Here is a 12,590-nt window from a genome sequence, read left to right as displayed (position 1 = left end):
TGGAGGAGCCTGCGATGACGAATGAACATCCTGCGGACGTACTGACGGACCTCATCGGGGTGCTCGGCGACGTGCTGCGGGTCAAGCCGGAGAAGATCGACCCCGAGCAGACCTTCCAGTCCATGGGGCTCGACTCCCTGCTGGTCGTGGAGTTCGTCGCCGTCGTCAACAACCGGTACGGGCTGCGGGTGCTGGCGACCGACCTGTACGACTTCCCGACGCCGGCGTCCTTCGCACGCGAGGTCGCGCGGGCGGCGCGCAGCGCGGCCGCCGCCACTGTCTCCGCCCCCGTTTCCCACGCCGTTTCCCACGCCGGCTCCGCAGCGGCGCCCGTCGCGGCTGCCGCCACCGTCGCCGCCGCCGTCCCGATGCCGGCCACGGGCCTCGAGCGGCAGGTGCCGGCGGCCGCTGCGGCGACCCGGATCGCGGAGGTGCTGCGGGAGCAGCTCGCGGGGATCCTGTGCTGCGACCCCTGGGACATCGACACCACCGCCGCGTTCAACGTGCTCGGTGTCGACTCCATCGTGGGCGCGGAGTTCATCGCGGTCGTCAACCGCACCTTCGGTCTCCAGGAGCGGTCGGTGCTGCTCTACGAGCACCCCAACCTCGCTGCCATGGCCGCATACATCGCGACGCGCACCGGGGCGGCCGCGCAGGACCTCGCCCCTGCTCCGGCGGCGGCTCTCGGGAGCCCCGTTCCCCAGGCGCCGGAGCCGGCGTTCCGCCCGGCCGCCGGGCCGGTGTCCGCCGCTCCCGCCCTCACCGCCGCCGCTGCCCTTGCCGTACGGCCGCTGCCGGGCGGAGATCTCGACGTCCTGCTGGACGCGATCCGCGACGACCGGCTCACCGTGGACGAGGCACTCGTGCTGCTCGCCCGGCGCGGCTGAAGCTGTTTCCATCCCAGGGGGTGTCCGGCGGGTCGGGGCCGGGCCCGGCCCTCCCCCGGACTCCGTCCGGGGGGACCCCCAGGCACCGCGCCTTGCCGCGTAGTCGTCGGTCGCCGACGTCCCCCAGCCACCGCTGGGAGGTGCCCCACCGCGTTGCCTCCCTCCTCCGCCTTGCAATCCACGGCACCAGACGACCCGGTCTATCCGGCCCTGACCCGCCGGACACCCCTAGAAGGAGCACGTCCAGATGGACGAGAAGGAAGTCCTGACCCGGTTCAAGAACGGCCACCTGGACCGGGCCCAGGTGGCCGCTCTGCTGACCGGTGCCGCCGGTGGCGCCACCGGTTCGGGACCCGTGGTCTTCACACTGCCGGACGCCTGGCCGGAGCAGGACGCCAAGGAGCAGTCCCCGGCCGCAGCACACCCGGCTCCCGGCCGCAGCGCGGATTCCGCGCCCGCCGCGCCCGCCGCGCCCGCCGAGCCGCTCGCGCCCGCCGGGCCGGGCGCCGAGCCGATCGCGGTGGTCGGGATGGCCGGCCGCTACCCGGGCGCCCCCGACCTCGCCTCCTTCTGGCGGCACGCGCGCAGCGGGCACGACAGCGCCTCCGAGCCGCCGGCCGGCCGGCCCGGCGACGAGCGGGGCCACTACCTGGAGCGCGTACAGGACTTCGACCCGGAGTTCTTCGGGATCGACGCGCACGAGGCCGCCCTGACCGACCCCCAGGAGCGGCTGTTCCTGGAGACCGCGTGGGAGGCCCTCGAGGACGCCGGCTGCACCGGCGGCCGCCTGGACGCCCTGACCGCGCGCGACGGGACGCCGCGCAGCGTCGGGGTGTTCACCGGCGCCGGCAGCGGTGACTACGTGCTGCTCGCGGCCCGTACATGGACGCCCGAGCGGCCCCGCCCGATGCCCCCGGGCGGCCAGTGGAGCCTGCCCAACCGGCTTTCCGCCCTGCTCGGCCTGACCGGCCCCAGCCAGTCGGTCGACACCGCCGAGTCCTCCGTGCTCGTCGCCCTCCATCTCGCCGTCGCCGCCCTGCACCGCGGCGAATGTGCCGCCGCGCTCGTCGGCGGGGTCCGGCTGCTGCTGCACCCGTCCAGCCGGCACCCCGGCGCGGGCGAAGGCGTCGGCGCGCTGCTGCTCAAGCCCCTGGCACGGGCCCTGGCCGATGGGGACAGCATCCACTGTGTGGTCCGCGGCAGCGCGGTCGGCCACACCGCCCCCGACCCTTCGGCGGCGGGCCCCGGCCGCAGGTCCCGGGCCTCCGGCGCGCGTACGGGGGCCGCTGCGCGCGCCGCCGCGGCCCTGCGCGAGTCCTGCGCCGATCGCGGTACGCAGCCCGCGGCCCCGGCGGACGCCCCCGCGCAGCGGGTGCTGCGCGAAGCCCTGCGCGCGGCCGGGGTGGACGCGTCGGCCGTTGCCGTCCGCGAAAACGCCGGATCCGTACGCGCCCTCGTCGGCGACGCGGGCCCCGCGACCGGGGCCGCCGCCCTGACCCGGGCCGTGCTCCAGCTGCGCCACCGGATCCTGGCACCCGGCCCCGGGCGCACCGAGGCGGAGCCCTGGGGCAGCGGGGAGGCCGGGGAGAGTGCGCCCCGCCGGATCTGCGTCGGTGTGCGCGGAGCCGGCGGCGCGGACGCGCAGGTGGTCCTGGAGGAGTACGTGCCTGCCCCGGCCGCCGGATCGGCGGCGGACCGGTCACCCGCGGCCGACGAGCTGTTCGTGCTGTCCGCCCCCACGCCCGCCCATCTGGCGGCCACCGCACGGCGGTTCGCCGAGCTGCTCGGCGGACCCGGCCCGCTGCCCCCGCTCGAGGCGCTCGCCCGCGCCCTGCGCACCGGCCGGGCCGCCATGGACTGCCGGTTCGCGGCCGTCGTCGCCGACACCGGCGAACTGGTGCGGATCCTGGAGCGGTTCGTACGGGAGGGCGCTCCCTGCGCCGATCTGCGGGACGGCGGCGCCGACCCGCTGGGGCTGGGCGGCGTACCGGAGACGGACGGGTACCTCGCCGCGCTCTGGCAGGCCGGGCACCTGCTCCAGCTCCGCGGCCTGTGGCTGTCCGGGCTCGACGTCGACTGGACCGCGCTCGAACCGGCCCACGGGGCGGCCACCGTGGCCGTACCGCTGCCCGCATCCGCATTCCTGCGCATACCGCTGTGGCTGGGCGGCGAGGAGGGTTCGGCATGACCACGCTGTCCTTCGACCCGGCGGGGCAGGGGGAGAACGAGCCGGCCCCGGTCAACCTGTGGTTCTGCCCCAACGAGGACCTCGCGCCCGGGATCGCCGCCACCCTGGCCTCGCACTGGCTCGACGAGAACGAGCAGCAGGTGGCCGGCCGCTTCCTCTTCGAACGCGACCGCCGCCAGTACCTCGTCGCCCACGCCCTGGTGCGCCGGGTGCTGGCTCTGGAGACCGGCATCCCCGAGGCCGAGGCGATCATCTGGCGCTCCTCGCGCGGGCGGCCGTTCCTCCAGACGCCCGCCGGAGGCCTGCCGCGCGGCGCCGACACGCTGGACTTCAACCTCTCGCACGCCAACGCCTACAACCTGCTGGGCGTCTCCCGGGGCCTGCGCATCGGAGTCGACGTCGAGCGGCTCGACCGCGGTGAGCGCGGACTGGAGAGCATCATCGCGACGTTCTCCCGCGAGGAGCAGGAGTGGATCGCCCGGGCCGCCCCCGGGCGGCCGCGCGACCGGCGCGTCCTGCGCCTGTGGACGCTGAAGGAGGCGTACTCCAAGGCCCGCGGGCTGGGACTCGGCCTGCCCTTCGACTCCTTCGTGTTCACCCTGGCCGAGGACCGGGGTGTCCTGTCCTTCCGGCCGCCCGCCGACGACGCGGCGGCGCGCTGGCGGTTCCTGGAGGTCGAACCGGTGCCCGACGTGCTGGCGGCGGTTGCGGTCGAGGTCGACGACACCCGGCCGCCGGCCGTCCATCTGCACCACGGATTTCCGTGGGGGCGCGCCGCGCCCCGCCGCCTGGTCCTGCCGGAGCCCGCCGGGGTCTGACGGACCCGCGGCCCGCCGTGACGCATCGGTGACCGGAAATGATTTCCTTGGAAATCCGCTCGACATTCGATCGAGACGGTGGAGGGAAACGAACCGGAGTCCGGAATCCAACGGGATATCAACGGGAAATCAAGGGAGAATCGAGCGGGGCGGCGGCGCGGAGACCGAGAATTCTTATTCCGGATCTTCGTAGAAAGAGGTGGCCCGTGGACGCCAAGAGCGCCGTCATCGAGGTGGCCGAGGGCGTCCACGCGTACGTCCAGCCCGAGGGCGGCTGGTGCCTGAACAACGCCGGCATCCTCACCGACGGCGGCCACAGCGCGCTCGTCGACACCGCCGCCACCGAGAGCCGGGCCCGGCAGCTGCGCCGGGCCGCGCTGCGCCTGGCCCCGCGGCCGCCGCGCGCCGTGGTCAACACGCACTTCCACGGCGACCACACCTACGGCAACTTCGTCTTCCCCGAAGCCCTGACCATCGGCCACGAGCGGACCCGGGCCATGGTCCAGGCGGCAGGGCTGCACATGGCCGGGCTGTGGCCGGACGTCTGCTGGGGCGACATCGAGATCACCCCGCCCGAACTGACCTTCCGCGACCGCACGACGCTCCACGTGGGCGGCATCCGGGCCGAGCTCGTGCACATCGGCCCGGCGGCCCACACCACCGACGACACGATCGTCTGGCTGCCCGACCAGGGCGTGCTGTTCACCGGCGACCTCGTGATGAACGGGGTCACGCCGTTCTGCGTCATGGGGTCCGTGGCGGGCTCCCTGCGCGCGCTGGACCGGCTGCGCGCACTGGGCGCCACCACGGTCGTCCCCGGCCACGGCCCGGTCGGCGGCCCGGAGCTCCTCGACGCCAACGAGGCCTACCTGGGCTGGATCCAGCGACTGGCCAAGGAGGGCGCCGCGGCCGGCGCGACCCCGCTCGAGCTGGCCCGCGCCACCGACCTCGGCCCCTACGCCGACCTGCTGGACACCGAGCGCCTGCTGCCCAACCTCCACCGCGGATACGCCGAGGAACAAGGCCTGCCCGAGGGATCGCCGCTGGACGTCGGAGCCCTTTTCCAGGAGATGACCGCGTACCACGGCCGCCCCTCGGAGTGCCTCGCCTGAGCCGACGCGAAGACCCCCTGCCGCAGAAGCCGGCAGGGGGTCTTCGCGTACGGGTCTTCGCGCACTGGTCTTCGCGTACGGACGCCCGCGAGGGTCAGACGAGCTGCCCGCCCGGCACCGGCACGGCGGCCAGCAGGTTGAAACGCCGGATCAGCTCCTCCTGCTCCCGGCTGAGCGACTCGATCCGGTCGCCGAGCCGGGCGATTTCACGGCCGAGTTCGAGCAGCGCCGCATGAGGGTCCGGCGAGGTGGCCGGGGCGAGCGGGGTGAACGGGACAGGCGGGGCCAGCGGGGCGGGCAGCGCGGGCCGGGGGACCGTGAGGGAGGGCGCGTGGTGCAGGATCGCCTCCATCCGCTCGCGCAGGGCCGGGCCGGGCTCGACGCCGAGCTCGTCCACCAGCCGCCGGCGGGCCCGCTCGTAGACGCCCAGCGCCTCCGTCTGCCGGCCGCACCGGTACAGGGCCAGCATGTGGAGGTCGTAGAGCCGCTCGCGCATGGGGTGGCTGGCCGTCAGCCGCTCCAGATCCCGGGTGATCTCGGCGTGTCGCCCGCTGCGCAGGTTCGCGTCGTGCAGCGTCTCCAGCGTGGTCAGCCGAAGCTCCTCCAGCCGGTCCGCCTCCACCGTGCAGATGGGCCCCTGCGTACTGCCTTCGAGCGCCGGGCCGCGCCACAGGGCGAGGGCCCCGCGCAGCAGTTCGGCCGCGTGCACGGGGTCGGAGGCGAGCGCCGCCCGGCCCTCTGCGGACAGCCGGTGGAAGCGCTGGGCGTCGGCGGTGGCCCGGCCCGGGCGCAGCAGGTAGCCCATCGAACGGGTCGCGATCCACTCGTGGCCGCCCCCGTCCGGAGCCCCGCCCTGCAGCAGCCGGCGCAGCCGGGCCACATGGGCCTGGAGTGCGTTGGCCGCGCTCACGGGCGGGCGGTCGCCCCACAGTTCGTGGATGAGCCGCTCGGCGGACAGCACGTGGCCCGCCCGTACCACCAGGGCGCCAAGCAGCGCCCGCTGCTTGGAGCCGGAGGGCACGATGCACGCCCCCGTACGCCGGTCGAACACCTCGACCGGGCCCAGGATGCGGAAGTCCACCCCTGCGTCGCCCGGTACGTCCCGGGCGCCGTGCGCGCCGAAATCCATGGTGCCTCCTCCCGGCGATCTCGCGGGATCTGCGGAAAGACACGAAGACCGGCGGCCGTAAGCAAATGCGCCGATTTTAATCCCCTGAGCGGAATCTACCACTGTGTTTTCAACGTGCAACCGTCTTGGACGGAGGGTGGCTTGATACCTGCTCGAGAATTCGGCGGCACGGCACTGGATCCCGCTAGCGTGCCGGAGTCGAGGGCTGAAAATCGATGAGAACTCGACAAAATACGGAGGAGACCGTGCAGATTCAGGTTCTGGGTCCGTTGAGTGCCGAGGTCAACGGGGGCTCGATTGTTCCGACGGCCGGTAAGCCGCGCCAGATCCTGGCGCTGCTCGCGCTCTACCCGGGGCGGGTGATGCCCGTACAGACCCTCATGGAGGAGATCTGGGGCACCGAGCTCCCGCAGAGCGCGCTCACCACACTGCAGACGTACATCCTGCAGCTGCGCAGGAGGCTGGGCACCGCCATGGGCCCGGGGGTCCCGGGCAGCGCCAAGGACGTGCTCGCGACGCGGCACGGCGGCTACTTGCTGCAGATTCCGCCGGACGCGGTCGACGTCCACGAGTACGAGACGCTCGTGGCCGGCGGGCAGAACGCGTACGAGGAGGGGGACGACGAGCGCGCGGCCGGCATGCTGCGCAGGGCGCTCGGACTGTGGAACGGTCCGGCGCTGGTCGACGTACGGGTGGGGCCGATCCTCGAGATCGAGGTCATGCGCCTCGAGGAGAGTCGGCTCGTGACCGTCGAGCGGCGCATCGACGCGGACCTGCGCCTGGGCCGCCACGTCGAGGTCATCGCCGAGCTGACCGAACTGATCGCCCGGCATCCGCAGCACGAGGGCCTGCACTCGCAGGCCATGGTCGCGCTGTACCGGTCCGGCCGCCAGGCCACGGCCCTGGACGTCTACCGCAGGCTGCGCAACCGCCTGATAGACGAACTGGGCGTGGAGCCGTCCCCGCAGCTGCAGCGCCTGCACCAGGCGATGCTGACGGTGGATCCGGCGCTGGACGTGGTGGCGGGCCCGCGCCGCGGATCGACGTTCGACCTGTACGCAGCCTAGTGCCGCGTCAGGCAACGTTCGCCCCGTCGCGACGCCCGGCACGCACTCTCGCCGCGCCGGCCGAAAGCTCAAGTACGTCCAGTACGAGCGCTTGCGGCCGGCACGCCGAGAGCACGCACCGGACGCCGCTCCTTGACGGGCAATCGTTGCCTGACGCGGCACTAGCCGCCCGCCTGCCGGGGGAGCCGACGCGGGCAGCCGCCCGTCGGCTCCTCGCCCGGCCGCCGCGGACCGCACCACGTCCTCGACCCCTGCACACCGATTCGAGCCGGTCTCCAGCGCGGTCGGTGAGGGTCGAGGTCCACGTGGTTCGGTTCCTGGGAGGTGGCTATGGGCGACAGGCCGGCCGTACGGCTGCACTGCTTCGCACATGCGGGGGCCGGAGTGTCCTCGTTCTACCGGTGGGACAAGCTCGCCGGGAGCGGGGTGAAGACCACGTCCTGGCTGCTGCCCGGACGTGACGAGCGGCGCCGTGAGATCCGGCTGACCGGCCGTGAAGAGCTGCTGGCCGACCTCAAGCCGCTGTTCGAGCAGATCGCCGACGAGCCCGGCACTCCCTACATCCTCTACGGGCACAGCCTCGGCGCGACGGTCGCCCTCACGGTCGCCCACGTCGCGCTGGAACAAGGGCTGCCGATGCCCGCACTGCTGGCCGTCGGGGCCAGCCCGCCGCCGGACACCCCGGCCGTCTTCGCGGACTCCGCGGAACTGCCCGAGGCGGAACTGCTGCGCGTCCTGGACCGGTTCGACGCACTGCCGCCCGGCGTGCAGCCCGGAGACATCTGGTTCCGGTCGGTCTTCCCCGTGCTCCGCGCCGATCTCAAGCTCGCCCGCAACCTGCGGGCCGCCGCCACCGGGCCGACCACGCCCGGACCCGTGCCCGTACCGCTGCTCGCGGTCACCGGCCACGAGGACCCCCTCGTCGGCGCCGAGGCCGCCGAGGGCTGGAGCCGCTGGACCACCGGACGGTTCGTCCGGCGGACCGTGCCGGGCGACCACTTCTTCGTCCGGGGCGGCGAACTGCCCCGGATGCTCGGCCGGGCCGCCCGCATCGTGCAGCGCGGCCACCGCGACCAGACAGGACAGGGGGAAGGGCGATGAGACGAGTCGTCATCACGGGCATCGGGGTCGTGGCCCCGGGCCGCCCGGGCACCAAGGAATTCTGGTCGCTGCTGACCGACGGCCGTACGGCCACCCGCGCCATCACCCTCTTCGACGCCTCCGGGTTCCGCTCCCGGATCGCCGCCGAGGCGGACTTCGACCCGCAGGAGTCCGGGCTCACCGCCGAGCAGTCCGGGCGCCTGGACCGCGCCGCCCAGTTCGCCGTCGTCAGCGCCCGCGAGGCCGTCGCGGACAGCGGCCTGGCCGGCTCGTACGACGCCACGCGCACGGGGGTCACCCTCGGCAGCGCGCTGGGCTGCACCACCAGCCTCGACGCCGAGTACGGGGTCGTCAGCGAGCAGGGCAGCCGTACGCTCGTCGACCACACCAAGGCCGTGCCCCACCTGTACGACCACTTCGTCCCCAGTTCGATGGCCGCCGAGGTGGCCCGTACCGTCGGCGCCCAGGGGCCGGTGGCGCTGGTGTCCACCGGCTGCACCTCCGGTCTCGACGCGATCGGGCACGCCGTCGACCTCGTTCGCGAGGGCAGCGCCGACGTGATGGTCACCGGCGCGGCCGAGGCGCCCATCACGCCGATCACCGCCGCCTGCTTCGACGCCATCCGCGCCACCTCCACGCGCAACGACGAGCCGGAGACCGCCTCCCGGCCCTTCGACCGCACCCGCAACGGGTTCGTCCTGGGGGAGGGCTCGGCCGTCCTCGTCATCGAGGAGTACGAGCACGCCCGCAGCCGCGGCGCGCACATCTACGCCGAGATCTCCGGTTTCGCCTCGCGCAGCAACGCGTACCACATGACCGGACTGCGGCCCGACGGAGCCGAGATGGCCGCCGCCATCACGGCCGCCCTCGACGAGGCCCAGCTGCTGCCCGAGCACATCGACTACATCAACGCGCACGGCTCCGGCACCAAGCAGAACGACAAGCACGAGACCGAGGCCTTCAAGCTCAGTCTGGGACAGCGCGCGTACGAGGTCCCCGTCAGCTCCATCAAGTCGATGATCGGGCACTCGCTCGGCGCGATCGGGGCCCTCGAAGTGGCCGCCTGCGCCCTCGCCATCGAGCACGACACCGTCCCGCCGACGGCGAACCTGCACGAGCCCGACCCGGCCTGCGACCTCGACTACACCCCGCTGACCGCCCGCAGTCAGCGCACCGACGCGGTACTGACCGTCGGCAGCGGCTTCGGCGGGTTCCAGAGCGCGATGATCCTGACCAGCCCGAACCTGAAGGCGGACCGATGAACACCGCTGTCGTCGCCCCTGCCCCCGCCCAGGCCGCTCCCGCCGTCACGGGCTCCCGCACCGCGGCGCCCGTCGTCACCGGCATCGGTGTCGCCGCCCCCAACGGGCTGGGCACCGAGGCCTGGTGGTCCGCCGTCCTGCGCGGCGAATCGGGCATCCGCCCGGTCAGCCGCTTCGACGCGAGCGGCTATCCGGCGAAGCTGGCCGGGGAGGTGCCCGGATTCGTCGACGCCGACCACGTCTCCAGCCGGCTGCTGCCGCAGACCGACCGCGTCACCCGGCTCTCGCTCGCCGCGGCCAAGGAGGCGCTCGACGACGCCGGGGCCGACCCTGCGCAGCTGCCCGACCACGCCGCGGGCGTGGTCACCGCCAACTCCTTCGGCGGCTTCGAGTTCGGCCAGCAGGAGCTCCAGGCGCTGTGGAGCAAGGGCGGCCAGCACGTCTCGGCGTACCAGTCCTTCGCCTGGTTCTATGCCGTCAACAGCGGCCAGATCTCCATCCGGCACGGCCTGCGCGGAGCCTCCGGAGTGATCGTCTCCGAGCAGGCCGGCGGCCTCGACGCCATGGCCCACGCCCGCCGCCAGATCCGCAAGGGCGCCGAGCTCGTCGTCACCGGCGGCATCGACTCCGCGCTGTGCTCCTGGGGCTGGGCCGCCTACCTGGCCGGCGGGGGGCTCACCGACCGGGAGGACCCGGCCCGCGCCTACCTGCCCTTCGCCGAGGACGCGAGCGGCCACGTCGCGGGCGAGGGCGGCGCGCTCCTCGTCCTCGAGGGCGCCGAGGAGGCCCGCCGGCGCGGCGCCCGCGTCTACGGGACCCTCGCCGGGCACGCCGCCACCTTCGACGCCGACGGGACCTCCCGGCTCGGCGTGGCCGCGGAGCTCGCCCTCGCCGATGCGGGCGTCCACCCCGACGAGGTCGACGTCGTCTTCGCCGACGCGGCGGGCGAGCGCAGCGCCGACCGCGCCGAAGCGGCGGCGATCACCGCACTGTTCGGCCCGCGCGGAGTGCCCGTCACCGCGCCCAAGTCGATGACCGGGCGGCTCGCCGCCGGCGGTGCGGCCCTCGACGTGGCCGCAGCCCTGCTCACCCTGCGTGACCAGGTGATCCCGCCGACCACCGGGACCGAGCTGCCGGCCGACGACTGCCCGCTGAACCTGGTCACCGGAGTGGCCAGCCCCGCCCTGGGGATGCCGCTGCGGACCGCGCTCGTACTGGCCCGCGGTCACGGCGGCTTCAACTCCGCCGTCGTCGTCCGCGCCGCGGGCGCCTGACCCGCACCCGCACCCACTCCACCTCACATCACCCACCAGAACAGAGGAAGAGCATGGAACGTCTGGAACTCGACGACCTGAAGCGCATCCTGCGCGAGTGCGCGGGCGAGGACGAGGGCGTCGACCTCGACGGCGACGTCCTGGACCTGAGCTGGTTCGAGCTGGGCTACGACTCGCTCGCCGTCCTGCAGACCACCGGATACATCGAGCGCGAGTACGACGTCCTGCTCGACGAGGAGGGCATCGACGACGCGGACACCCCGCGCCGCTACCTGGCCATGGTCAACGAGATGCTGGCAGCCCGGGCCGCGGTCTGAACCGGTGGGTGAAGAGCTCGACACCGACGTCTGCGTCATCGGCGCCGGCCCCGCCGGGCTCGCGCTGACGCTCATGCTGCTGCGTTCCGGCATCCGCGTGACACTCGTCGAGCGTTCCACCGGGTTCCGCCGCGACTTCCACGGCGAGCTCCTGCAGCCCGGCGGCCAGCGCGTCCTGGACGAGCTCGGCACCCTCGCCGGAGCCGCGGCCCGCGGGGCGGCGAGCCTGCGCGGTGTCCAGATCCTGGAGCGCGAGCAGGTGCTGCTCGACATCGACTACGGGCGCCTGCCCGCCCCGTACGACCACCTGCTCGCCCTCCCGCAGCCGCACGTGCTGCAGGAACTCCTGGCCGCTTGCCACAGGCTGCCGGGCTTCACCGCTCTCGAGGGGCACCGGATCGCCGCACTCCTGGAGAAGCGTCCCGGCAGCCCCTGCGAGGGAGCCGTGGTGCACGGCCCCGACCGGGCTCCGGTCACCGTGCGGGCCGCCGTGGTCGTCGGCGCCGACGGCCGGTTCTCCAAGACCCGTGCCCTCGCCGGCATCGACGCGGGGCGCTGCACGTCCTTCGTCCACGACGTGGTGCGGTTCTCGCTGCCCGCGCCGCGCCGGGCCACCGGGCGCGTACGGGTGCACCGCGGGCCGGACAGCGCCGTCCTGGTCCACGACTCCCACCCCGACCGGATCAGCGTGGTCTGGGCCCTGCCGCCGGACGGGGCCCGCGCCGCCGGGCGCGGGATCGGGGACATCCGGCGGGAGCTGGCAGGGATCCTGCCGCAGTTCGCCGACCTGCTGCACGCCCAGCTCGGCTCCATGGCAGACCTGACCGTGCTCGACGTCTCTGCCTCGCACGCCCGGGAGTGGGTACGCGACGGACTCGTCCTCCTCGGCGACAGCGCGCACACGCACGGGCCGATCGGCGCCCAGGGCATCGATCTGGCCCTGCAGGACGCCGCCGCGCTGCACCCCGTACTCGTGGCCGCGCTGCACGCGGGGGAGCCCACCGCCCAGCGGCTCGCGGCCTATCAGGAGCGGCGGGCCGCGGTGGCCTCCGCCGTGCACCGGATGCAGGTCGTGCAGACCCGGGCGATGTTCGGCGGGGGCCGGCCGGCCGCCGCGCTGCTGCGGGCCCGCGCGGCGGGGATCCTCACCCGCACTCCGATCGGCGCGAGGATCACCCGGAGGTTCGCCCACGGGCGGGGCCCGGCCGGGGTCCGCACCGACCTGTTCACCGTCCTGCCCGACCGGCGCGGCTAGGGCGTGTATCCGGTTGTGATCAATTTGTGCGACTCGCCCGTGCCCTGTGACGCGATCTGGTAGATCGTCACTCATGACGCGGGCGCAACTGACGGACGAGGAATGGGTGTTCATCGAGCCGTACCTGCCGATCGGCGCGTACGGTCCGTACCCCGAGCGGCTGCGGCAGCAGTTCGAGGG

General features: G+C 73.9%; 11 protein-coding genes. 10 read left to right on the top strand and 1 reads right to left on the bottom strand.

Features of this window, described 5'->3' with window-relative positions; translation table 11 throughout:
* Nucleotides 1–14 precede the first annotated feature (14 nt).
* The 4 genes from AB0M76_RS34115 (at nt 15) to AB0M76_RS34100 (ending at nt 5,005) form a co-directional block, all read left to right on the top strand.
* Entirely contained in the window at nt 15–887 is an 873-nt protein-coding gene (locus tag AB0M76_RS34115) for a phosphopantetheine-binding protein (RefSeq protein WP_365956635.1), read from the top strand.
* Nucleotides 888–1,134: 247 nt separating this feature from the next.
* Nucleotides 1,135–3,075, top strand: a complete 1,941-nt coding sequence (locus AB0M76_RS34110) for a polyketide synthase (protein ID WP_365956634.1) — start codon at nt 1,135–1,137, stop codon at nt 3,073–3,075.
* Nucleotides 3,072–3,893 (top strand): 4'-phosphopantetheinyl transferase superfamily protein, encoded by an 822-nt coding sequence (locus AB0M76_RS34105; protein WP_365956633.1) that lies wholly within the window; start codon nt 3,072–3,074, stop codon nt 3,891–3,893. The genes AB0M76_RS34110 and AB0M76_RS34105 overlap by 4 nt, the downstream gene beginning before the upstream one ends.
* Nucleotides 3,894–4,099: 206 nt before the next feature.
* Complete coding sequence (locus tag AB0M76_RS34100; RefSeq protein WP_365956632.1) at nt 4,100–5,005, top strand: MBL fold metallo-hydrolase; 906 nt, start codon at nt 4,100–4,102, stop codon at nt 5,003–5,005.
* A 94-nt stretch (nt 5,006–5,099) separates the two neighbouring features.
* Here AB0M76_RS34100 and AB0M76_RS34095 read toward each other — a convergent pair whose 3' ends face one another.
* Nucleotides 5,100–6,134: an AfsR/SARP family transcriptional regulator gene (locus AB0M76_RS34095; protein WP_365956631.1), complete on the bottom strand. Its 1,035-nt coding sequence runs from the start codon at nt 6,132–6,134 to the stop codon at nt 5,100–5,102.
* 245 nt (nt 6,135–6,379) lie between these two features.
* On the opposite strand from AB0M76_RS34095, the gene AB0M76_RS34090 reads away from it, so the two are divergent.
* The 6 genes from AB0M76_RS34090 to AB0M76_RS34065 all read left to right on the top strand — a co-directional run bounded on the left by AB0M76_RS34090 (nt 6,380) and on the right by AB0M76_RS34065 (nt 12,410).
* Nucleotides 6,380–7,201 (top strand): AfsR/SARP family transcriptional regulator, encoded by an 822-nt coding sequence (locus AB0M76_RS34090; RefSeq protein ID WP_365956630.1) that lies wholly within the window; start codon nt 6,380–6,382, stop codon nt 7,199–7,201.
* A 330-nt stretch (nt 7,202–7,531) separates the two neighbouring features.
* On the top strand, nt 7,532–8,302 hold the full coding sequence (locus AB0M76_RS34085; RefSeq protein ID WP_365956629.1) for an alpha/beta fold hydrolase: 771 nt from the start codon (nt 7,532–7,534) through the stop codon (nt 8,300–8,302).
* Nucleotides 8,299–9,564 carry a beta-ketoacyl-[acyl-carrier-protein] synthase family protein gene (locus tag AB0M76_RS34080; protein ID WP_365956627.1) on the top strand — a complete coding sequence of 422 codons (1,266 nt, stop codon included), beginning with the start codon at nt 8,299–8,301 and terminating at the stop codon, nt 9,562–9,564. Before AB0M76_RS34085 ends, AB0M76_RS34080 begins: the two co-directional genes overlap by 4 nt.
* Entirely contained in the window at nt 9,561–10,838 is a 1,278-nt protein-coding gene (locus AB0M76_RS34075) for a ketosynthase chain-length factor (RefSeq protein ID WP_365956626.1), read from the top strand. Before AB0M76_RS34080 ends, AB0M76_RS34075 begins: the two co-directional genes overlap by 4 nt.
* Before the next feature lie 53 nt (nt 10,839–10,891).
* Nucleotides 10,892–11,155, top strand: coding sequence for an acyl carrier protein (locus AB0M76_RS34070; RefSeq protein WP_365956625.1), 264 nt, complete (start codon nt 10,892–10,894; stop codon nt 11,153–11,155).
* 4 nt (nt 11,156–11,159) lie between these two features.
* A complete protein-coding gene (locus AB0M76_RS34065; protein ID WP_365956624.1) occupies nt 11,160–12,410 on the top strand; it encodes an FAD-dependent monooxygenase in 1,251 nt (416 codons plus the stop codon).
* Nucleotides 12,411–12,590: the final 180 nt, after the last annotated feature.

It is taken from the genome of Streptomyces sp. NPDC051364 (assembly GCF_040682115.1).
GTDB lineage: Bacteria > Actinomycetota > Actinomycetes > Streptomycetales > Streptomycetaceae > Streptomyces.
The sequence above is the reverse complement of the archived record's forward strand: the minus strand, read 5'-3'. Positions and strand labels throughout refer to the sequence as shown.

Bases quoted from the DNA above. Each gene is read 5' to 3' on its own strand.
- AB0M76_RS34115 (WP_365956635.1), top strand. From the start codon at position 15: ATGACGAATGAACATCCTGCGGACGTACTGACGGACCTCATCGGGGTG.
- AB0M76_RS34110 (WP_365956634.1), top strand. From the start codon at position 1,135: ATGGACGAGAAGGAAGTCCTGACCCGGTTCAAGAACGGCCACCTGGAC.
- AB0M76_RS34105 (WP_365956633.1), top strand. From the start codon at position 3,072: ATGACCACGCTGTCCTTCGACCCGGCGGGGCAGGGGGAGAACGAGCCG.
- AB0M76_RS34095 (WP_365956631.1), bottom strand. From the start codon at position 6,134: ATGGATTTCGGCGCGCACGGCGCCCGGGACGTACCGGGCGACGCAGGG.
- AB0M76_RS34085 (WP_365956629.1), top strand. From the start codon at position 7,532: ATGGGCGACAGGCCGGCCGTACGGCTGCACTGCTTCGCACATGCGGGG.
- AB0M76_RS34080 (WP_365956627.1), top strand. From the start codon at position 8,299: ATGAGACGAGTCGTCATCACGGGCATCGGGGTCGTGGCCCCGGGCCGC.
- AB0M76_RS34075 (WP_365956626.1), top strand. From the start codon at position 9,561: ATGAACACCGCTGTCGTCGCCCCTGCCCCCGCCCAGGCCGCTCCCGCC.
- AB0M76_RS34070 (WP_365956625.1), top strand. From the start codon at position 10,892: ATGGAACGTCTGGAACTCGACGACCTGAAGCGCATCCTGCGCGAGTGC.